This is a genomic window from Falsiroseomonas sp. (genome assembly GCF_041690465.1).
Taxonomy (GTDB): domain Bacteria; phylum Pseudomonadota; class Alphaproteobacteria; order Acetobacterales; family Acetobacteraceae; genus Falsiroseomonas.
The window spans coordinates 29,063-47,584 of sequence record NZ_JAWLHG010000025.1 but is presented as its reverse complement, the minus strand read 5'-3'; the positions used below and the strand labels follow the sequence as shown (position 1 = coordinate 47,584).

At 69.3% G+C, this 18,522-nt stretch carries 24 protein-coding genes and 1 tRNA gene; 16 read left to right on the top strand and 9 right to left on the bottom strand.

The window, feature by feature from the left end; all coding sequences use genetic code 11:
- Nucleotides 1-9 precede the first annotated feature (9 nt).
- On the top strand, nt 10-396 hold the full coding sequence (locus ACESM1_RS20560; RefSeq protein ID WP_372623078.1) for a DUF6165 family protein: 387 nt from the start codon (nt 10-12) through the stop codon (nt 394-396).
- Here ACESM1_RS20560 and ACESM1_RS20555 read toward each other — a convergent pair.
- A complete protein-coding gene (locus ACESM1_RS20555) occupies nt 390-2,006 on the bottom strand; it encodes an NYN domain-containing protein (protein ID WP_372623077.1) in 1,617 nt (538 codons plus the stop codon). The genes ACESM1_RS20560 and ACESM1_RS20555 overlap by 7 nt on opposite strands.
- A 118-nt stretch (nt 2,007-2,124) precedes the next feature.
- On the opposite strand from ACESM1_RS20555, the gene thrS reads away from it, so the two are divergent.
- From thrS to ACESM1_RS20485, 14 genes are all read left to right on the top strand, one after another.
- Nucleotides 2,125-4,059: a threonine--tRNA ligase gene (gene thrS, locus ACESM1_RS20550; RefSeq protein ID WP_372623076.1), complete on the top strand. Its 1,935-nt coding sequence runs from the start codon at nt 2,125-2,127 to the stop codon at nt 4,057-4,059.
- Nucleotides 4,060-4,158: 99 nt separating this feature from the next.
- Complete coding sequence (infC, locus tag ACESM1_RS20545; protein WP_372623075.1) at nt 4,159-4,683, top strand: translation initiation factor IF-3; 525 nt, start codon at nt 4,159-4,161, stop codon at nt 4,681-4,683.
- Between the two features lie 6 nt (nt 4,684-4,689).
- Nucleotides 4,690-5,046 carry a hypothetical protein gene (locus tag ACESM1_RS20540; RefSeq protein ID WP_372623074.1) on the top strand — a complete coding sequence of 119 codons (357 nt, stop codon included), beginning with the start codon at nt 4,690-4,692 and terminating at the stop codon, nt 5,044-5,046.
- Nucleotides 5,047-5,216: 170 nt separating this feature from the next.
- A complete protein-coding gene (gene ffh / locus ACESM1_RS20535; RefSeq protein ID WP_372623073.1) occupies nt 5,217-6,602 on the top strand; it encodes a signal recognition particle protein in 1,386 nt (461 codons plus the stop codon).
- 24 nt (nt 6,603-6,626) lie between these two features.
- Nucleotides 6,627-6,968 carry a 30S ribosomal protein S16 gene (gene rpsP, locus ACESM1_RS20530; RefSeq protein ID WP_372623072.1) on the top strand — a complete coding sequence of 114 codons (342 nt, stop codon included), beginning with the start codon at nt 6,627-6,629 and terminating at the stop codon, nt 6,966-6,968.
- Between the two features lie 17 nt (nt 6,969-6,985).
- A complete protein-coding gene (rimM, locus tag ACESM1_RS20525) occupies nt 6,986-7,507 on the top strand; it encodes a ribosome maturation factor RimM (RefSeq protein ID WP_411278377.1) in 522 nt (173 codons plus the stop codon).
- Nucleotides 7,504-8,274 (top strand): tRNA (guanosine(37)-N1)-methyltransferase TrmD, encoded by a 771-nt coding sequence (trmD, locus tag ACESM1_RS20520; protein WP_372623070.1) that lies wholly within the window; start codon nt 7,504-7,506, stop codon nt 8,272-8,274. Before rimM ends, trmD begins: the two co-directional genes overlap by 4 nt.
- 27 nt (nt 8,275-8,301) lie before the next feature.
- Nucleotides 8,302-8,721 carry a 50S ribosomal protein L19 gene (gene rplS / locus ACESM1_RS20515; RefSeq protein WP_372623069.1) on the top strand — a complete coding sequence of 140 codons (420 nt, stop codon included), beginning with the start codon at nt 8,302-8,304 and terminating at the stop codon, nt 8,719-8,721.
- 62 nt (nt 8,722-8,783) lie between these two features.
- A complete protein-coding gene (leuC, locus tag ACESM1_RS20510; RefSeq protein WP_372623068.1) occupies nt 8,784-10,208 on the top strand; it encodes a 3-isopropylmalate dehydratase large subunit in 1,425 nt (474 codons plus the stop codon).
- Between the two features lie 6 nt (nt 10,209-10,214).
- Complete coding sequence (gene leuD, locus ACESM1_RS20505; protein WP_372623067.1) at nt 10,215-10,826, top strand: 3-isopropylmalate dehydratase small subunit; 612 nt, start codon at nt 10,215-10,217, stop codon at nt 10,824-10,826.
- Nucleotides 10,827-10,839: 13 nt separating this feature from the next.
- Nucleotides 10,840-11,952, top strand: coding sequence for a 3-isopropylmalate dehydrogenase (gene leuB / locus ACESM1_RS20500; RefSeq protein ID WP_372623066.1), 1,113 nt, complete (start codon nt 10,840-10,842; stop codon nt 11,950-11,952).
- A 60-nt stretch (nt 11,953-12,012) separates the two neighbouring features.
- Nucleotides 12,013-12,089: transfer RNA gene (locus ACESM1_RS20495), tRNA-Arg, on the top strand.
- Nucleotides 12,090-12,270: 181 nt separating this feature from the next.
- On the top strand, nt 12,271-12,771 hold the full coding sequence (locus tag ACESM1_RS20490) for a hypothetical protein (protein ID WP_372623065.1): 501 nt from the start codon (nt 12,271-12,273) through the stop codon (nt 12,769-12,771).
- 8 nt (nt 12,772-12,779) lie between these two features.
- Nucleotides 12,780-13,490, top strand: a complete 711-nt coding sequence (locus ACESM1_RS20485) for a hypothetical protein (protein ID WP_372623064.1) — start codon at nt 12,780-12,782, stop codon at nt 13,488-13,490.
- Between the two features lie 55 nt (nt 13,491-13,545).
- On the opposite strand, the gene ACESM1_RS20480 is transcribed toward ACESM1_RS20485, so the two are convergent.
- Nucleotides 13,546-13,911, bottom strand: a complete 366-nt coding sequence (locus ACESM1_RS20480) for a thermonuclease family protein (protein WP_372623063.1) — start codon at nt 13,909-13,911, stop codon at nt 13,546-13,548.
- Between the two features lie 74 nt (nt 13,912-13,985).
- Between ACESM1_RS20480 and ACESM1_RS20475 the strand changes: the two genes are divergently transcribed.
- Nucleotides 13,986-14,207, top strand: a complete 222-nt coding sequence (locus ACESM1_RS20475; RefSeq protein ID WP_372623062.1) for a hypothetical protein — start codon at nt 13,986-13,988, stop codon at nt 14,205-14,207.
- Nucleotides 14,208-14,526: 319 nt separating this feature from the next.
- Here ACESM1_RS20475 and ACESM1_RS20470 read toward each other — a convergent pair whose 3' ends face one another.
- From ACESM1_RS20470 to ACESM1_RS20440, 7 genes are all read right to left on the bottom strand, one after another.
- Nucleotides 14,527-15,219 carry a DUF4145 domain-containing protein gene (locus tag ACESM1_RS20470; RefSeq protein ID WP_372623061.1) on the bottom strand — a complete coding sequence of 231 codons (693 nt, stop codon included), beginning with the start codon at nt 15,217-15,219 and terminating at the stop codon, nt 14,527-14,529.
- Nucleotides 15,220-15,672: 453 nt separating this feature from the next.
- Nucleotides 15,673-15,894, bottom strand: a complete 222-nt coding sequence (locus ACESM1_RS20465) for a hypothetical protein (RefSeq protein ID WP_372623060.1) — start codon at nt 15,892-15,894, stop codon at nt 15,673-15,675.
- The gene (locus ACESM1_RS20460) at nt 15,894-16,832 is read right to left on the bottom strand and encodes a hypothetical protein (RefSeq protein WP_372623059.1); all 939 of its coding nucleotides are present in this window, start codon (nt 16,830-16,832) and stop codon (nt 15,894-15,896) included. The genes ACESM1_RS20465 and ACESM1_RS20460 overlap by 1 nt, the downstream gene beginning before the upstream one ends.
- Nucleotides 16,829-17,251: a hypothetical protein gene (locus ACESM1_RS20455; RefSeq protein WP_372623058.1), complete on the bottom strand. Its 423-nt coding sequence runs from the start codon at nt 17,249-17,251 to the stop codon at nt 16,829-16,831. Before ACESM1_RS20455 ends, ACESM1_RS20460 begins: the two co-directional genes overlap by 4 nt.
- The gene (locus tag ACESM1_RS20450; protein WP_372623057.1) at nt 17,248-17,532 is read right to left on the bottom strand and encodes a hypothetical protein; all 285 of its coding nucleotides are present in this window, start codon (nt 17,530-17,532) and stop codon (nt 17,248-17,250) included. The genes ACESM1_RS20455 and ACESM1_RS20450 overlap by 4 nt, the downstream gene beginning before the upstream one ends.
- Nucleotides 17,529-18,176: a hypothetical protein gene (locus ACESM1_RS20445; protein ID WP_372623056.1), complete on the bottom strand. Its 648-nt coding sequence runs from the start codon at nt 18,174-18,176 to the stop codon at nt 17,529-17,531. The genes ACESM1_RS20450 and ACESM1_RS20445 overlap by 4 nt, the downstream gene beginning before the upstream one ends.
- Nucleotides 18,177-18,186: 10 nt before the next feature.
- Complete coding sequence (locus ACESM1_RS20440; RefSeq protein ID WP_372623055.1) at nt 18,187-18,435, bottom strand: hypothetical protein; 249 nt, start codon at nt 18,433-18,435, stop codon at nt 18,187-18,189.
- Nucleotides 18,436-18,522 lie beyond the last annotated feature (87 nt).

Here is an 18,522-nt window from a genome sequence, read left to right as displayed (position 1 = left end):
ATCCTGCGCATGCTCCTTACCATCCCCGCCTCGGCCGGGGAGGTCATCGACAAGCTGACCATCCTCGACATCAAGCTCGCCCGCATCGCCGATCCCGTGAAGCGGGCCAATGTCGCCCGCGAGCACGCGTCACTGGCCGCGGCCTGGGCGGCCGCGGTGCCGGAGCCCGGTGCGCTCGGGCACCTGGTCGCCGATCTGCGCCAGGTGAACGAGACCCTGTGGGAGGTGGAGGACGCGCTGCGCGAGCATGAGCGCCAGGGCGACTTCGGTGCAGCTTTCGTCGAGCTCGCGCGCAGCGTCTATCGCACCAACGACCGCCGCGCCGCGCTGAAGCGCGAGATCAATGCCCGCCTCGGCAGCACGCTGATCGAGGAAAAATCCTACGCGGCCTATTGAGGCGCGACGGCGGTCTCCGCGGCTTGGTCCGTCCCTTGGGCCGCGCCGGTGGCCACATGCAGCGCCCACTCGCGCAGCGCCTCCTTCTCGCTGTCGCTGAGCTGCTCGTTGACCGCCCGCACGGCCGCCACCAGCGTCGCGTAGAGCAGGCGTCCCAGCCGCAACGCGGCGTCGGGCGGCGGTGGATCGGCCAGCTTCGCAAAGCCCCGCAGCAGCCAGCGGATGACCGCCACCACCTCGCGCGCCGAGACGTGATGGCCCTGCGCCGCACCGGCAGCGGCGATGCCCGCGGCGATCTCGGCCGTCTCATCGGGGGCGAAGGGCAGGCGGTCGGCGACGGCGCCGAGGACGAAGCCGATCTCCGCGGCCGAGAAGGCGGGAAGATCCTGCGCCAGGCCGCGATTGTCGCGCGATCCCCACAGCAGGTCCCGCACCAGCAGGGCGGCTTCCGACATCAACTCCTCGGCTGACGGACCGGCCTCCTCGACCATCGGCGGCTGATCGGGGACCGGTGGCCGTGGTGCTGGCGGCACTGCAGCCGGTTCGGCCGGCACGGGGGCTTCGATCATCGGCTGTTCGGGCGGGGGCGGTTCCGCGGCCGGCTCCTCCGGCGCCTCGATATCCTGCTCCGCCGCCGCGCCGGTGTCCGGCTGCTCCTCGACGCCGGGCGGCAGGTCACCGGGTGGCGGGCCGCGCTCGGGGTCGAACACCCAGAGCCGCGGCGGGGTGCCGGTCACCGCCAGCCTCGGATCCCGTCCCTCCTGGATCAGCGCCAGCAGCGAGCCCGCGCCCGCATAGCTGGTCTGCCGGAGGGAGGGAAAGGCACGCCCGATCGCGGTGCCGACCTCGGTGAGACGCAGCGCGCCGGAGGCACTCGCGGCAACCGCCTCGCGCAGCCAGGCCAGCGCATTCGCGCGCAGGCTCGCCGCATCGGCCTTCGGCTCCGGCCGCGGCACCGCGCGGGGCGGCGCCTGCTGCTCCTGAGGCGGCGCCGCCTGCGCCTGCGCGATGGGCAGGTTGCCCATGCCCCGGTCGGCGAAATCCTCCAGCCCGACGACCACGTCGGCTGCGGCCAGGTAGGCGCGCCGCGCATTCTCCTGCGCGAGGATGGTGACGCGCCGGTCATGCGCCCGCAACCGCGCCAGGGCCGGCAGGAAATCGCTGTCGCCGGACAGCAGCACGAACTCGTCGAAGCGCGTCGGGTGGTCCAGCGCCTCGCGGATGTCGAGCGCCATCTTCATGTCGGCAGTGTTCTTCAGGTAGGCGACCGGCGGGCAATCCACCACGTCGAAGCCGGCCTGCACGAAGGCGGCGCGGAATTCGCTGAAATAGGTGCGGTTGCGCAGGTCGCGCGCCGCGCGGTAGCGCGCCACGGCGCGGCCGGGATGGAAATCGAAGAATCCGCCGGGATTGAGATAGCAGCGGCGGATCAGCGTGCGCCGCTCGGTCGGCAGCCCATTCCCCTCGCGCCCTTCGAGCCAGGCGAGCCAGGCATCCGGGCGCTCGCCGAAGGCATAGGCCGCGCGCTCGTCCCAATGGACCAGCGAGATGAAGACGTTGTCGAAATCGACATAGAGCGCCGCACGGCGCGGCGGGGCGGGCTCAGGCATGCGGGGTCCCGATTCGACTTAGCCGGAAAACGTAGCACACCGGATCGGCGCCTTGACGACCGGGGCCCGGACTGGCCATCTGCCGCCCCTTCAAACACCCGAGGAGCCCGGTTTCCTTATGCCCGCCATCACCCTGCCAGACGGTTCCGTGCGCGTCTTCGACGGGCCCGTCACCGGCACGACGGTGGCGGCTGCGATCGGGCCGGGCCTCGCCAAGGCCGCGCTCGCTATGGAGGTGGACGGCAAGCTGCGCGACCTCGGCACCGAGATCGCCGCCGACGCCGCCATCCGCTTCGTCACCCGCAAGGATGACCGGGCGCTGGAACTGATCCGCCACGACGCCGCGCATGTGCTCGCCGAGGCGGTGCAGGAGCTCTATCCCGGCACGCAGGTCACCATCGGCCCGGCGATCGAGAACGGCTTCTACTACGACTTCGCGCGGAACGAGCCCTTCACCCCCGAGGACTTCCCGGCGATCGAGGCGAAGATGCGCGAGATCATCGCGCGCAACGCCGGCTTCGAATGCGTCGTCACCACCCGCCACGAGGCCATCGCCCTGTTCGAGGCGAAGGGCGAGAAATACAAGGTCGAGCTGATCCAGGACCTGCCGCGCGGCGAGACCATCACGCTCTACCGGCAGGGCGACTGGGTGGACCTCTGCCGCGGGCCGCATATGCGTTCCACCGGCGATGTCGGCGACGCCTTCAAGCTGATGAAGGTGGCCGGCGCCTATTGGCGCGGCGACCACCGCAACGCGATGCTCTCGCGCATCTACGGCACCGCCTGGCGCGACCGGAAGGAGCTCGACGCCTATCTCCACCAGATCGAGGAGGCGGAGAAGCGCGACCACCGGAAGATCGGCAAGGAGATGGGGCTGTTCCACCTCCAGGAGGAAGCGGTCGGCTCCATCTTCTGGCATCCGAAGGGCTGGAAGCTCTATCGTACCATCGAAGGCTACATGCGCCGCCGGCTGGACGAGGCCGAGTACCAGGAGGTGAAGACCCCGCAGCTGCTGGACCGCAAGCTGTGGGAAGCCTCCGGCCATTGGGAGAAGTTCCGCGAGAGCATGTTCATCGCCACCGTCGAGGACGAGTCCGAGAAGGATCGGATCCTGGCGCTGAAGCCGATGAACTGCCCCTGCCATGTGCAGATCTTCAACCAGGGCATCCGCAGCTACCGCGACCTGCCGCTGCGCATGGCGGAATTCGGCGCCTGCCATCGCTATGAGCCTTCCGGCGCGTTGCACGGCATCATGCGGGTGCGCGCCTTCACCCAGGACGACGCGCACATCTTCTGCGAGGAACACCAGATCGCGGAGGAGACGGTGCGTTTCGTGGCGCTGCTCTCCTCGATCTACTGCGACCTCGGCTTCGAGAGCTTCCGCGTGAAGTTCAGCGACCGGCCGGCGAATCGCGCCGGCGACGACGCCACCTGGGACCGCGCCGAGGGCGCGTTGAAGCAGGCCTGCGAGACCGCCGGCGTGGACTACCAGCTGAACCCGGGGGAGGGGGCCTTCTATGGCCCGAAGCTGGAATTCGTCCTGCGCGACGCGATCGGGCGGGATTGGCAGTGCGGCACGCTGCAGGTTGACTTCGTGTTGCCGGATCGGCTGGACGCCGAATACGTGGCCGAGGATGGCAGCCGCAAGCGCCCGGTCATGCTGCACCGTGCCATCCTGGGAAGCTTCGAGCGCTTCCTCGGCATCCTGATCGAACAGCATGCCGGCCGCTTCCCGCTCTGGATGGCACCCGTCCAGGTTGTGGTCGCGACCATCGTGGACGACGCCGCGCCCTTCGCCAGGGAAGCGGCGGCGGCCCTGCAGAAGGCCGGGCTCGCGGTGTCGCTCGACCTGCGGAACGAGAAGATCAACCGCAAGGTGGTGGATCACATCGACCAGCGCGTGCCCGTGCTGGTCGTGGTCGGCCGGCGCGAGGCGGAGGAGCGCAGCCTGGTGCTGCGCCGCCTTCCCGGCCGCGAGCAGGAGACGGTGCCGCTGGCCGAGGCGGTCGCGCGCCTGGCGGCGGAGGCTGCCGCGCCGGACCAGCGCCGATGACCGGTGCCGGGACCTGTTGCACCGGGCGCACCGGATCGCCATAAAGACGCATTGCACTGCCAGCCACAACGATAGGAGATCGCCATACCCCGAGGACCGATGCCCGCTCAGCTGCCGACACGTGACGGCCCGCGGGTGAATGAGGAAATCCGTGCGCCGCAGGTGCGGCTCATCGACCAGGAAGGTGAGATGCTCGGCGTGATGAGCGCGCGCGAGGCACTGATTCGCGCCTATGACGTCGGCCTCGACCTGCTTGAGATCAGTCCGAATGCCGTGCCGCCCGTGGTCAAGATTCTTGACTATGGCAAGTACAAGTACGAGCAGCAGAAGAAGGCCAACGAGGCCCGCAAGCGCCAGAAGGTCGTGGAGATCAAGGAGATCAAGGTTCGTCCGAACATCGACGACCACGACTACGACGTGAAGATGCGCCAGGCCAAGGACTTCATCGGCGAGGGCGACAAGGTGAAGGTCACGCTTCGCTTCCGCGGCCGCGAGATGGCGCACCAGGATCTGGGCCTGAAGGTGCTGGACCGCATCCGGACGGAACTGGCGGAGATCACCAAGGTGGAATCCATGCCCCGCCTGGAGAACCGCCAGATGATCATGGTGCTGGCGCCGAAATAGGCTTCGATGGACGCCCCGGCCACCCATGTCGGTGACACCGGTGCGCCACGGCACGACTCCTTGGCCCCGCGCTGGATAGTTGTTGATTCCACCAGGTGGGGCGCCGGCGCGGTCAACGCGCAGGACGAGATCCTTTTCATCAGGCGGGCGCGGCTTCTGCCCGGGTTGTGGGGTGCGGCGTGGCTCGCTATCGGCGGCTGCCTCGCGGCACCTCTGGCGCTCCTTCATGGGCAGTTCGCGGAGGCCGCCAGGTTCCTGCTGGTCGGCATCGTTGGTGTCCTGGCGTGGTGCTGGATCGGGCGTCGGCGTGCCCGCCTGCTGAGTGAAAGGCGCCTGCTCGCCCAGCAGTCTCCGGCGAACTGATCCATAGCCTTGACCCTGGGCAGCTTCCGGGCATAAGACGCCGTGCAGGTCCGCCCCGGACCATACGGTCGTCCCGCATTGTGCAGGATGGCTCCGCCGCTCCGCGAAGGCTCGCGCAGCGGCGCTTTCGCGTTTGGGGCGGCCGTAATGGAAAGGGACTCTCCCGCCCGATGTTCGAGGCGCTGGGCAACAGGCTGAACGGGGTCTTCGACAAGCTGCGCCGTCGCGGCGCGCTCTCGGAGTCCGATGTGCAGGAGGCGCTGCGCGAGGTGCGCGTGGCCCTGCTGGAGGCCGACGTCGCCCTGCCGGTGGTGAAGGACATCACCGCCCGCGTGCGCGAGCGCGCCGTCGGCGCCGAGGTCATCCGCTCCGTCTCGCCCGCCCAGCAGGTGGTCAAGATCGTCAATGATGCGCTGGTAGAGGCGCTCGGCGGCGGGGAAGGGGACCAGGGCAAGCGTGGCCTGGACCTGAACGCTCCCGCGCCGGTGCCGATCCTGATGGTCGGCCTGCAGGGGTCGGGCAAGACCACCACCTCAGGCAAGATCGCGCTGCGGCTGCGCGCGCGTGAGCGGAAGAAGGTGCTGCTCGCCTCGCTCGACGTGCACCGCCCGGCCGCGCAGCTGCAGTTGCAGCAGCTCGCCGCACGCGCCGAGGTCACTTCGCTGCCGATCGTCGCTGGCGAGACGCCGATCCAGATCGCGAGCCGCGCGATGGATGTGGCGCGCCGCGAGCTCTACGACGTGGTTATCCTCGACACCGCCGGGCGGCTGGCGATCGACGAGGCGCTGATGGCCGAAGTGGCCGCGGTGAAGGCCTTCGCGAAGCCGCACGAGACGCTGCTGGTCGTGGACGCCATGACCGGCCAGGACGCGGTGAACACCGCGCGCGCCTTCCAGGACAAGGTGGGCGTCACCGGCGTGGTGATGACGCGCGTGGATGGCGATGCGCGTGGCGGCGCGGCGCTTTCGATGCGGGCCGTCACCGGCGCGCCGATCAAGCTGCTCGGTGCCGGCGAGAAGCTGGACGCGCTCGAGGATTTCCACCCGGACCGCATCGCCAACCGCATCCTCGGCATGGGCGACATCGTCAGCCTGGTGGAGAAGGCGGCGGAGAACATCGACCAGGCGGAAGCCGAGAAGCTCGCGAAGAAGATGCAGAAGGGGTCGTTCGACCTCGATGACTACGCGCAGCAGCTCAAGCAGATCGGCAAGATGGGCTCGCTCTCCGGCATGCTCGGCATGCTGCCGGGGCTCGGCAAGATGAAGTCGCAGATCGAGAACGCGAATCTCGATCAGACCATGCTGAAGCGCCAGGCCGCGATCATCGGCAGCATGACGCCGAAGGAGCGCCGCAACCCCGACATCATCAAGGCGAGCCGCAAGAAGCGCATCGCCGCCGGGTCCGGCACCTCGGTCCAGGAGATCAACAAGCTGCTCAAGCAGTTCGACGACATGTCCGCGATGATGAAGCGGATGAACAAGCTCGGCCAGAAGGGGCTGATGCGCGGGGGGCTCTCCGCGCTGATGCCCGGCCTTGGCAACCGCAGACCGTTCTAGTTCCTGACAGGAGAGTCCGTACTCATGGGCCTGAAGATCCGCCTCGCCCGCGCCGGCGCCAAGAAGCGCCCCTACTACCATATCGTGGTGGCCGACAGCCGCTCGCCGCGCGACGGCCGCTTCATCGAGAAGCTGGGCTCCTACAACCCGATGCTGCCCTCCGACCATCCGGACCGCGTGCGTCTCTTCGCCGAGCGCATCAACCACTGGAAGTCGCAGGGCGCCCTGCCGACCGATCGCGTCGCGAAGTTCCTCGGCCATGCGGGCCTGGCGCCGATGCCGGTCTTCCCGGAGCAGCCGAAGAAGTCCGCGCCGAAGAAGAAGGCGCAGGAGCGCGCCGCCGCCGCCGCCGCGGCCGCGGGCTGAGCTGACCGCCGGGGTCCATCGTGACGAAGCGCGTGCTCATCGGCGAGATCGGGAGGCCGCACGGCGTGCGGGGCCTGGTGCGTCTGCACGCCTTCACGGAGGACCCGAAGGCGATCAGCGCCTATGGCCCGCTGACGGATGCCGCCGGCACGAGGCGCTACGCCGTCTCGCCGCTGCCCGGCGGGCTCGGCCGTATCGAAGGCGTCGCCGACCGTGACGCCGCGGCGCGGCTGACCGGCACGAAGCTCTATGTCGAGCGCGACCGCCTGCCGCCGCCCGCCGATCCGGACGAGTTCCTGCTCTGCGACCTCGAGGGCCTGCCGGCCTTCGCGGAGGACGGTTCGGCGCTCGGCACCGTGCGCAGCGTCGAGGAATACGGCGCCGGCCCCTTCCTGGTGATCCAGGGCGAGGGCGGCGAAAGGCTGGTGCCCTTCACCAAGGCCGCCGTGCCGGTGGTGGACATCGCTGGCGGCCGCGTGGTCGTGGTGCCGCCGCCGGAGGTTGTCGTGCCGCCGCAGGACGGGGAGGCGGCCGCATGAGTTGGCGCGCTTCCGTCCTCACCCTGTTCCCGGAGATGTTCCCCGGCCCGCTCGGCCTTTCGCTCGCCGGCAAGGCGCTGCGCGAGGGGCGCTGGTCGGTGGAGGCCATGGATATCCGCGGCTTCGCCACCGACCGGCACCGCACGGTGGACGACACGCCCTTCGGCGGCGGTGCGGGCATGGTGATGCGGCCTGACGTGGTGGACGCCGCGGCTCAGGCAGCGGCGACGGCGAACCCCGGCGCGCCCGTCATCTACCTGACGCCGCGCGGGCGGCTGCTGGACCAGGCGCTGGTGCGCGAGCTCGCCACCGGCCCCGGCGTGGTGCTGCTCTGCGGCCGCTACGAGGGGGTGGACCAGCGGGTGATCGAGGCGCGCGGCATGATCGAGGTCTCGGTCGGCGATGTCGTGCTCTCCGGCGGCGAAGTCGCGGCGCTGCTGCTGCTCGACGCCTGCGTGCGCCTGCTGCCGGGCGTCATGGGCGCCAGCGCCAGCGCCCTCGAGGAAAGCCACGGGCCGGAGGGGCTGCTCGAATACCCGCACTACACGCGGCCCGCCGAGTGGCAGGGCCGGACCGTGCCGGAGGTGCTGCTCTCCGGCCACCACGCCGAGGTCGCGAAGTGGCGTCGCGCGCGGGCGGAGGAAGCCACGCGCACGCGCCGCCCCGACCTCTGGGCGAAGCATCTGCAACGGAACACAGCGTTCCGCCGCGAGGCGGACGGACATCAGGAGTCGGGGCGGCTGGACGGCCACCCGGCTGCCGCCTAAACGCATCGAACGAAGGGAACCACTCTGATGAACCTGCTTCAGCAGTTCGAGGCGCAGCAGCAGGCGCGCCTCGCCGCCGCCCGCGCCACGCCCGAATTCGCGCCGGGCGATACCGTCCGCGTCATGGTGAAGGTGGTCGAGGGCGAGCGCATCCGCACGCAGGCCTATGAGGGCGTCTGCATCGCGCGCTCCAATCGCGGCCTGAACAGCAATTTCACCGTCCGCAAGCTGTCCTACGGCGAGGGCGTGGAGCGCGTCTTCCCGCTCTACTCGCCGAACGTGGCGGAGATCGTGGTGGTGCGCCGCGGCCGCGTGCGCCGCGCGAAGCTCTATTACCTGCGTGGCCGCACCGGCAAGTCGGCGCGCATCCAGGAGCGCGCGCGCGAGGCCGGGTCTGCCGCCGCCGCCGCCGGCCCGGCCGCCCCCGCGGTGGCCGAGCAGGGCTGAGACTGATATCCCGCGCGGCCCGACCAGGCCGCGCGGGTTCCGTTTGAAGGGCCAGGGAAACGATGTCGGCATCACGTCCGCGCACGCTGTTCGACAAGATCTGGGACGCCCATGTCGTCGAGACGCTTCCGGACGGCACCGCGCTTCTCTACATCGACAAGCACCTGACGCATGAGGTCACCAGCCCGCAGGCCTTCGAGGGCCTGCGGTTGGCTGGCCGCAAGGTGCGCCGCCCGGATGCGACCATCGCGGTGGTGGACCACAACATCGCCACCGACGCCTCCCGCTACGGCACCATCGAAGATCCCGAGAGCCGCCAGCAGGTCGAGACGCTGGAGCGCAACGTCGCCGAGTTCGGCGTCCCCTACATCCCACTGACCGACAGGCGGCAGGGCATCGTGCATGTGATCGGGCCGGAGCTGGGCCTCTCGCTGCCGGGTATGACGCTGGTCTGCGGCGACAGCCACACCTCCACGCATGGCGCGATGGGCGCGCTCGCCTTCGGCATCGGAACGTCCGAGGTCGAGCATGTGCTCGCCACCCAGACGCTGCTGCAGAAGCCTGCGAAGAACATGCGCGTGGTGGTGGACGGCACATTGCCGGTCGGCTGCACAGCGAAGGACATCGTGCTGGCGATCATCGGCAAGATCGGCACCGCGGGCGGCACCGGCCATGTGATCGAATATGCCGGCGAGGCGATCCGCGCGCTCGACATGGCCGGGCGCATGACGGTCTGCAACATGACCATCGAGGCCGGCGCGCGTGCCGGCATGGTCGCCCCGGACCAGACCACCTTCGACTACGTGAAGGGCCGCCCCTTCGCGCCGAAGGGCGAGGCCTACGACCGCGCCGTCGCCTGGTGGAAGACGCTGCCCTCCGACCCGGGCGCGCATTTCGACAAGGAAGTGCGCCTGGATGCGTCGCAGATCGTCCCGCAGGTCACCTGGGGCACCAGCCCGGAAGACGTGCTGCCGATCACCGGCAGCGTGCCCGACCCCGCCGCCATCACCGACGAGACGCGCCGCGCGCAGGTGCAGCGGATGGTGGACTATATGGGCCTCACGCCCGGGCAGAAGCTGACGGACCTGAAGGTGGACGTGGTCTTCATCGGCTCCTGTACCAACAGCCGCATCGAGGACATCCGCGCCGCCGCCGCCATCGCCCGCGGCCGCAAGGTGGCGGAGGGCGTCCGCGCCCTAGTGGTGCCCGGCTCCGGCCTGGTGAAGGCGCAGGCCGAGGAGGAGGGTCTCGACCGCGTGCTGAAGGAAGCGGGCTTCGAGTGGCGCGAGGCCGGGTGTTCCATGTGCCTCGGCATGAACCCGGACAAGCTGACGCCCGGCCAGCGCAGCGCCAGCACCTCCAACCGCAACTTCGAAGGCCGCCAGGGCCCGGGCGGGCGCACCCACCTGCTCTCGCCCGCGATGGCCGCGGCCGCCGCGGTGACCGGCCACCTCGCCGATGTGCGCGATTTCCAGCCGAAGGGGTAAGCGACGATGGAACCCTTCACCACGCTCACCGGCATCGCGGCGCCGATGCCGGCGGCCAATGTGGACACCGACAAGATCATCCCCGCGCGTTTCCTCAAGACCATCGCCCGCACCGGCCTCGGCAAGAGCCTGTTCGCGAACATGCGATACAATGAGGATGGCTCGGAAAAGCCCGACTTCGTGCTGAACCAGGAGCCCTACCGCAAGGCGCAGATCCTGATCGCCTACGAGAATTTCGGCTGCGGCTCCTCGCGCGAGCATGCGCCCTGGGCGCTCTTGGATTTCGGCATCCGCTGCGTCATCGCGCCGGACTTTGCCGACATCTTCCACAACAACTGCTTCAAGAACGGCATCCTGCCGGTTCGCCTGCCGCGCGAGATCTGCGAGAAGCTGATCGAGGATGCGAAGCTCGGCGCCAATGCGCGCGTGACGGTGGACCTCGAGCGTCAGGTCGTGGTGCGCCCGAACGGCGAGGAGATCCCGTTCGAGGTGGACAGCTTCCGCCGTCACCTGCTGCTGAACGGCCTCGACGACATCGGGCAGACGATGCAGCACAAGCCGGCGATCGACGGGTTCGAGGCGAAGCAGAAGGCCGCGCAGCCCTGGCTCTACGCCTGATCAGGACAACGACATGCCCGCCAACAAGAAGCTCCTGATCCTGCCCGGCGACGGCATCGGTCCCGAGGTGGTGCGGGAGACGCGCCGTATCATCGAATGGATGGAACGCCGGCGCACCGTCAGCTTCGCGATCGAGGAAGGCCTGGTCGGCGGCGCTGCGATCGACGCCACCGGCTCGCCCTGCCCCGATGCAACGGTGGAGGCTGCGAAGGCCGCGGATGCCGTGCTGTTCGGCTCCGTAGGCGGCCCGAAATGGGACAGCCTTCCCTTCGACCAACGGCCCGAACTCGGCATCCTGCGGCTGCGCAAGGATCTCGGCCTGTTCGCCAACCTCCGCCCGGCGGTGGTTCTGGATCCGCTGCTGGACGCCTCGTCACTGAAGCCGGAACTGGTGCGCGGCCTCGACATCATGATCGTTCGCGAGACGACGGGCGGCGTCTACTTCGGCGAGCCGCGCGGCGTGACCACCGGCGCCGACGGCAAGCGCACCGGCCTCGACACCCAGATCTATCACGAGGATGAGATCGCCCGCGTCGCCCGCGTGGCCTTCGAGCTGGCGCGCAAGCGCCGCAACAAGGTGACCAGCGTCGAGAAGGCGAATGTCATGCAGTCCGGCCGCCTCTGGCGCGCCGTTGTCTCGGAGGTCGGCAAGGCCGAGTTCCCCGATGTCGAGCTGCAGCACATGTATGCCGACAACTGCGCCATGCAGCTTGCCAGCCGCCCCAAGCAGTTCGACGTGATCCTCGGCGATAACCTGTTCGGAGACGTGCTCTCCGATCTGGCGGCGGCGCTGACCGGCTCGCTCGGGATGCTGCCCTCGGCGACGCTCGGCGCACCGCAGCCCTCCGGCAAGCGGTATGCCCTGTACGAGCCGATCCACGGCTCGGCGCCAGATATCGCCGGCAAGGGTATTGCCAACCCCTCGGCACAGATCCTGTCCTTCGCCATGCTGCTGCGCCTGTCCTTCGGGATGGAGGAGGAGGCGAAGATGCTGGAAACGGCGATCGAGAATGTGCTGGCCGGCGGCCTGCGCACCGCCGACATCATGGCCTCCGGCATGGCCCGCGTGGGCACGAGCGTGATGGGCGAAGCCGTGCTGCGCGAGTTGGAGAAGCTTTCGGCGTGATGCGCGGGGCGGAGGGGGTTGCGCACCCCTCCCACCTCCGCTACATCGCCGCTCCCGGCGGGACCCGTAGCTCAATTGGATAGAGCACCAGACTACGGATCTGGGGGTTAGGAGTTCGAATCTCTTCGGGTCCGCCAGGATTTTCAAGGGCTTCCGCGGTGCGGAGGCCCTTTTCGATTCCGCCTCAATGAAGTGCGGACCCGTGGCGGACCCGCCCGATCAACCTCAGACCGCGATTACTGACCGGCGGACGGTCATGCGTTCAGCGGATGTCGCTGCTTCATTGCGAGGCCGGCCAGCTTCGATGATACTTCGCCCATGAAGGAAGCTGACAGGACGCCACAACTGGCTCCGGTTGTATCGCCGGCGATGCGCATTGCCGCCGAAGGCAAGGGGTTTTTGGCGGCGGTTGGCGCTGTGCTGCTCATCTGCCTAGCAACCGCTTGGCTAGCGGGTTTCTTCGCCGACGCGCGATCCGCGGCTGACGCGCCACGACGAAGCGCCTGGGAGTGCGCGGCGCTCTACTCGCTGGCGCCCAGCCTCATAGACGCGCCGCTCAACGATCTGGCGATTGCCGTCGTGCACCGGCTCAGTACGCGGTTGGCGTGCGAAGGCCGTCATGATGAGGCGGCCGAGGTCCGGCGCGTAGGCAGTGCGGCGCTGCAACGGAAAGTGGAACTCATCGGCCAGTTGCTTACCTGGTGTTTAAGGGAATACGGCAGCTCGTCGGCCCAAGCGTGCGGCGCCTGGGCACCGGAGGAGGCGAACCGCAGCGCGGCTGAGCCGCTCCGGGCCGCTCTGCTCCCCTATTTCAGATGAGAAGCGACTTGCGCGACACGAGGCGGTGGCTTCTTGCACACGCTCACGCACTGGCTTGGAACGGCGCTGCCTTCTTGTTCTTAGGCGCGAGCTTCTTCGAACTTGTCGCGCGCTCGGAGCCGCGTCTCGGCGTGGCGACCCTGCTACTCGGCTCAGGTGCCCTAGCCGGAGTGATCGGCAATGCTCATCGCATTGAAGTGCTGAAGGTCTTTGGCCTTGAGGCTCGCACGCGCCAAGTGGTGCAGGAGGCCGAGGGCGTGATTGCATCGCTGCGGGAGGTTGCGGCTGAGTTCGGCGCGGTCATGGTGGAGACACTCAGCTCAGCCAACGGCTTCGCCGATCGGAACACGTATCGGGTTCGAGATGCCCAGAGGCGGCGAGTGCTTGATGCGCTGCGGGGGCTTGGCGTTCCGGCTGACCGTATTACCGCTGTGGGTCTAGCCGACCGAGAGCAAGTGATCGCCGCCTACGCGCACGGCGTTCTGAAGAGCCTGCACCGCGCTGCGAAAGGAACGCCTCTGCAGGAGACGGTGGAGGCGCCGATACTGGCCTGGAACGAAGGTGGAGATACGCCCTCTACGGCGGCCCTTCGGGCTGTCGCACGCTCACTTCCCGCTCCGGTCCCGGCCGCCGAAGCCCTGCTCGCGGACATGGAGCACTACTCTGCCAATGGCGAGCACAGACGCCCCGACGTTTGGGCGGCGCGCGGAGACTGGTGATGCTAGACGACCGCGCAGCGCGGTGCGTCCGGCAACGCCGAGGTTGGGCATGCACTCAGCACCACCCGGTGCGCCGCCCGCGCCCATCGTAGGTCCGGGCCAACTGCTCGCGGATCAGCACCACCGCCACGTCGCGGCCGGTCCGGTCGCGCACCACCGCCAGCGTCCGCCGGTAGCGGTCGCGGCCGTGCCGCTCTAGCCGCACGCCGCCGGCGACAAGCTGCTGTAGGCGGGCCGCTGCGGCTCGGGCCAGGCGGTTCTCGCGCGGGCAGCGCCCGCGCATCTCCGGCGCATCCAGGCCCATCAGGCGGACCACCTCGCCCGACACTCGGATAGTGTCGCCGTCGATCACCTGCGCCCGCTGCTGCGCCAGGGCGGGGGAGGCGAACAGCAGGGCAGCGAGGATGAGGGAGCGCAGCATCGCGCCAGCATGCCAAGCCGCCGGGCTGCCGTCGCGTTCTTTCTCCGTTCCCTCGCGTCGGCTATGCTGCGGCGATGCCCCGCCGGCGCGTCCTCCCGACCACCACCGCCGCCGCGGCCATGGAAGCAGCGGAGGAAATGCGCCGGGCGGCGGTGAGGGTCTGCACTGAGGCGCCGATCGGCGGGCCAGCCTACAAGGCGGCCGCTACGGTGCTGGAGGCGTTGGACGGCATGGCCGAGGCCCTGACCGGCCGGCGGGATGCGCTGCACACCCCACCGCACCGGGCGGGCGGCTGAGCGCCGGTAAGTCAGCTGCGCGGCATGTCCTTCGGATCATAAGAGACATAGACCCACGTGAAGCCAGGCGGCGGGTGGCTTGGCGGCGGCGCGGGGCTCAGGTTCGCGCCGCCTGAACTCGCGTATCTACAGCCAACGGCTGTTCCGATCTGCCGAACAGCTGCCTGCAGCGCGTCCACATCATCGCGCGAGCACAGGATCAACTCGCCTCTCCTCTGACGCGCCAGCATGCGAAGGCGCCCGTCCCACCTGCTCATGCGCGCAAACTCCTCAAATGGGCTCCGGGCCGGTCGCAGCGCGATGCAGCCCCGCCTCCGAACTAGTCGGGGTTCGTCCTCAACGGCCGGGCCGGTACGTGCCCCCGTAGTCTCTCCGCTTCAGCTTTCACGACAAATTCGTGGTGCAGGAACGGCTCCAAGATGTCCATCATCGTGCGTAAGTACCGAAAGCTGGGCTTCCACCCACGATGCGCAGCCGCGCTCCCGGCCTCGGTAAGCGCTTCCAGCGCCGCTCGCTGGCTTTCTCCGATGTGCTGTCCCGCCTGCAGTGCTTTCAAGCGGACCACGAAGGGCCCGTCCGGAATACCGATCAACGTCATTGCTCGATCGAGTGCAGTCCGAATTCCGATAGCTGCGAGGGAGCGCAAATTATTGTCGAGCGCCGAGTATATTTCTTCCAAAATTTCGAGAAAATCTTGATCTATTTCGCCTACAAAAAAGAAGTCATTCAGCCAGCTTGGTCTTTCGCGGCGCTTCGGGATCGGCCAATGCTCAACGCTAGCTCCTTCTTCATTGTCTTCATAGGAGGCAATGATCCTCTGAAAATATACAGCATCACATCCCTTGCATTCGAGGATGCGATACTCGCAATGTTCCCAGTGCGGAGAATTTTCGTCATCGAACTCCGTCTTGAAGAAGCCTCGAACATTAGCGCGGCGGTTTGCGCCGCATTGCGGGCAATGTCCCTTAACTTCCTCAACTATGGCATTGTCCACCAAGAGCCGCTCCGCCATCCGGACCGGCCCATCCTAGCGCGATCATTTGCGGCCCGCATCACCATCCGTGATTGCGCGATCTTCGCCTGATTTGGACAGCAGGAGAGCCTAACAGCAGGGTTCTCGGCATGGCAGACGGCGGAAGCGTGCTTCTCGGCGGGGTCTGGCGATGGCCGACGAACCACAGCGCAGCCACGGCCCTCCGGCGTGCCATCTCCCGAGACCGAAAGGCGCGCGGCCTCGACATGGCGCAGAACCGCGCGACGGGGCTGCCGGCGGGTGGAGTGCGGCACCGCACCTGCCAGTGGCCGGCATGGGCGGACGGAGAGCGTCCAGGCCGCCGCGCGATGTTCTGCGGCGCGCCGGTGGTCGAGCGCGCGAGCTGGTGCGCCTGCCATCGCGCGCGGGTGTTCCAGCCCCGGGAAGCGGCCACCAGCGCCGCCTGAACGGCAGCCGATCACCGCTGCCAGGTCAGCGCCCGAAGCCGCCGCTCGGCGCCTCGCCGGGCGAGCGGGCGGGCTCGATCGGCGCCGTGCTGTAGTGCTGGGCGAAGAAGGCCCGCACCTCCTCCTGCACCCGCTTGTCCATCCGGTACGCGGGGCTGCTCATGAGGTCGTGGATGCGCTTGCCTTCCACGTAGGCGGCCTCCTCGCCGGGCGTGGCGTAGGTCGGCATGTGGACCGGCTCTACCATTACAGGCGTCCCCTGATGCCGCGATGCAGCCGACGGCGGGCTTCGTCGGTGCCGATGCCCTGCGCCGCCGCCGCCTCGGCCACCACCACGTCGAAGGCCACGCGCTCGGCCTCCATCTCGCGGGTGATCGCGTTCTCGCCCTCGGCCGCCGGAAGCCCCGTGCTCATGTCGAGGTTGGCGAGTTCCACCAGGCGATCCGCGGCCGGCTGGTAGGCCGGATCGCGCGCCGTGATCGCCGGCATCGAGGGTCGCACCGCGCGCATGGTGCCGGGCGGGGCGATCTGGAACGCCAGCGGCGGCGAATGGCGTGTGGCGCCCTCCAGCCGGATCGCCTTGAACACCAGGCCGACGCCGCAGTTGGTGCCCTCGAACTGCCGGGCGATCATCCCGGCGATGGTGTGGGGCGTGATCGTCCGGCCGTTCCCCGGTTCGAGCATGTCCACGATCTCGCGGCTGATGTCGGCCACCTCCACGCGGGCAGCGCCGTAGAGCCGCGTCCACGTGTTGATGAACGTCACGGCCGACGGCGCCTGCTTCAGCATGCCGCTGGCCCGGGCGCGCGGCGTGTAGGGCCGCCCGTCCGCCCAGGTGAAGAACTCCGGCAGGTCCGGAGAGTGCGGACCAGGCCCGCCCGCGCCGTCGCCGGGGTGGAAGGCATCGCCGCGCCGCAGCGAGGTCCAGCGCGACAGGGACCGCTTCGAATTCTCCGGCGGCGCCACATGCGCAACCCGAAGCATGGCCTCGGCGACGTAGAGGTCGCCGGCGGCGCCGTCGTCCAGCAGCTTGAACGCGAGCCGATACCATGCCGCCTCGGCCGCATGGTCGGGGTGCATGCCGGCATCGCGGAACTCCGCCACCAGCACGTCATGTGCCGCGCGCCAGCGCACGGCATCGTCGGGGTTCCGGTCCATCGTCGCCACCGTGATCGTCTCCTTCAAGCGCCGATGCCGGCGACGGCATCACGCGCGCGCTGCAGCTTCGCCTCGACCTCGGCGAGCCGCGTCTCCGCCGCCTGCAGCCGGGCCTCGGCCGCCTCGGCGAGCCTCAGCTTCTCGGCCGCGGCGCGGGCCTTCTCCTCCGCCTCGCGCGCCCTCGCATTCTCGGCGGCCTTGCGCGCGCGCGCCTCGCCGATGCCCGTCTCCGCGTCGGCGATCTGGTTCTTCAGGTCGGCCAGCGTCGCCTCCGCCGTCGCGACGCGCTGCCGGATCTCGCGCTCCTGCTGCTGCAGGCCGGCGCACGCCTCGGCAAACTCGTGCAGCGCGCCGAGCTCGCGGTAGAGCCGCGCGAAGCCGCGGGCGGTGTCGAGCGCGGCGGCAGCGGAGATCGGGGGGGATGCCGTGTCGGCGGTGGTGCTCATGCTGGTGCCCTCGTGGATCGCGCCGCCCGGTAGGCGTGCGCAGGGTGCGAATGGGTGTAGCGCTCGCGCTGCGTGCCGGCTGGGATCAGCATGCGGTAGAGCGCCGCCTCGCTGTCGTAGTGGTCGCAGCGGTGCTCCGCGGAGTAGGCGCCGGCCGTGAGATACCAGGCCGCGACCTTCGCCTCGTCTGGGTGCATGCCCCAGGCGATGCACTGCGCCGCAGTCTGCTCGTGGTGCACGCGCCAGCGCGCGGCGTCCGCCCTTGGCGTAGGAGGTGTCATCCTTCGGTTCCTTCGTCGTGGTCGATGACGCGCGGCGCCGGCCGGGCCGCCTCAAGTTGCGCGCGGAGCTCGGCGGGCAGGACCAGGTTCACCACCACCCGCGCGCCATGGTGCTCGGCCTCGGCCACCTGGCCGAAGTCGGCGCGCGTCTCCGGATGCGCCTGCAGCATGGCGAAGTCCGCGCGCCAGTCGCCGCGTGCGCCGGCCTTCTGCACGCGCTGGATCGCTTCGTGCGCGCACTCCGCGACCGCGGCCTCGGCCAGCGAGAGGAACGCCGGATCCGCCTTGAACCAGTCGTCCAGTTGCTGCCGCGTGAGCCCCGCCATGCGCGCGGCCAGCGTCTTGGTCGAGCCGGCGCGCAGAGCGTCGAGGATCTTCTGCATCGCGGCCGGGGTGCGGCGCGCGTCGAGCGCCAGCAGCGCGCGGTCGCGCGCCGTCTGCGGCCGGTTGATGCGCTCCGCCGTGGCCGTCGCGGCGATCGCCTCGGCGTCGCTGCTGCGGCTCCATTCGTACTTGTCCCGGCGCCAGGCGATCGCCTGCCGCGTCACGCCGAACCGGCGCGCGAGGCTGCTCTCCGATTGTCCAGCACGCCAACATTCCTCGATTGCGGGCCAGGCAATGCCGGGCTTGGCGGTGCCGACCATCGGCTGCCTCCTAGGCCGCCGCGCCGGCGGCAGCGCGGGCCGCCGAACGCGGGCGCCTCTCGCGGGCTTCCGCCCATGCCAGCGCCCGGTCGAGATCGTAGAGGGCCGTTCGGCCGAAGATGACGAAGCCGGGCCCGGTGCCGCGGGATGCGTGCTGCGCCAGCGTGTCCGCCGCGATCGGATAGCCGCGCGCCGTCAGCTCCGCCGCCAGTTCCTTCCGCGTCAGCCGGGTCCGCGCCATGCGCGTGTCGGTGCTCATACCACCGCTGTCCCGAGCGGACTGCGCCCGTCAACAGAAATCGTCAGACGTCGTCACGCAGCGCAAAGGCGCACCCGCACCGACGGC